Origin of the sequence: Sphaerotilus sulfidivorans (assembly GCF_013426975.1) — a bacterium.
Taxonomy (GTDB): Bacteria; Pseudomonadota; Gammaproteobacteria; order Burkholderiales; family Burkholderiaceae_C; genus Sphaerotilus; species Sphaerotilus sulfidivorans.
Genome location: NZ_JACCPY010000100.1, coordinates 1 through 417 on the forward strand (window position 1 = coordinate 1; position 417 = coordinate 417).

Annotated in this window: 1 protein-coding gene; it reads left to right on the top strand. The window is 67.4% G+C overall.

Annotated elements, in window-relative coordinates; genetic code table 11:
* Positions 1–417 (top strand): immunoglobulin-like domain-containing protein (locus HZU84_RS20115; protein WP_180693132.1); only part of this gene is annotated, 417 nt, incomplete at both ends.

Consider the following 417-nt stretch of genomic DNA (forward strand, 5'->3'; position numbering starts at 1 on the left):
CAAGGGTTCGGTCACCACCCTCGTTACCGATGATGTCGGAGGCCCGGGCGGCGGCACGCCGGGCGCCGAGGACACCTGTCTGGTCTCGATCGCGGGGCCTGCGTCCGTCGTCGAAGGTCAGACCGCGACCGGCTACACCGTCAGCCTGAGCCAGCCGGCCGCGACCGACGTCACCATCAAGCTCACCTACTCCGGCACCGCCACTGATGGCTCGGACTACACCGCCGTCACCTCGGTCACCATTCCTGCGGGTCAGACCCGCACGACCTTCGACCTGAGCACGATCGACGACGCGCTGGCCGAGGGCTCGGAAAGCATCACCATCTCGGTCGGCGAGATCACCGGTGGTGGCTTCGAGGCCATCGCGGCGGATCCGAACAAGGGCTCGGTCACCACCCTCGTTACCGATGATGTCGG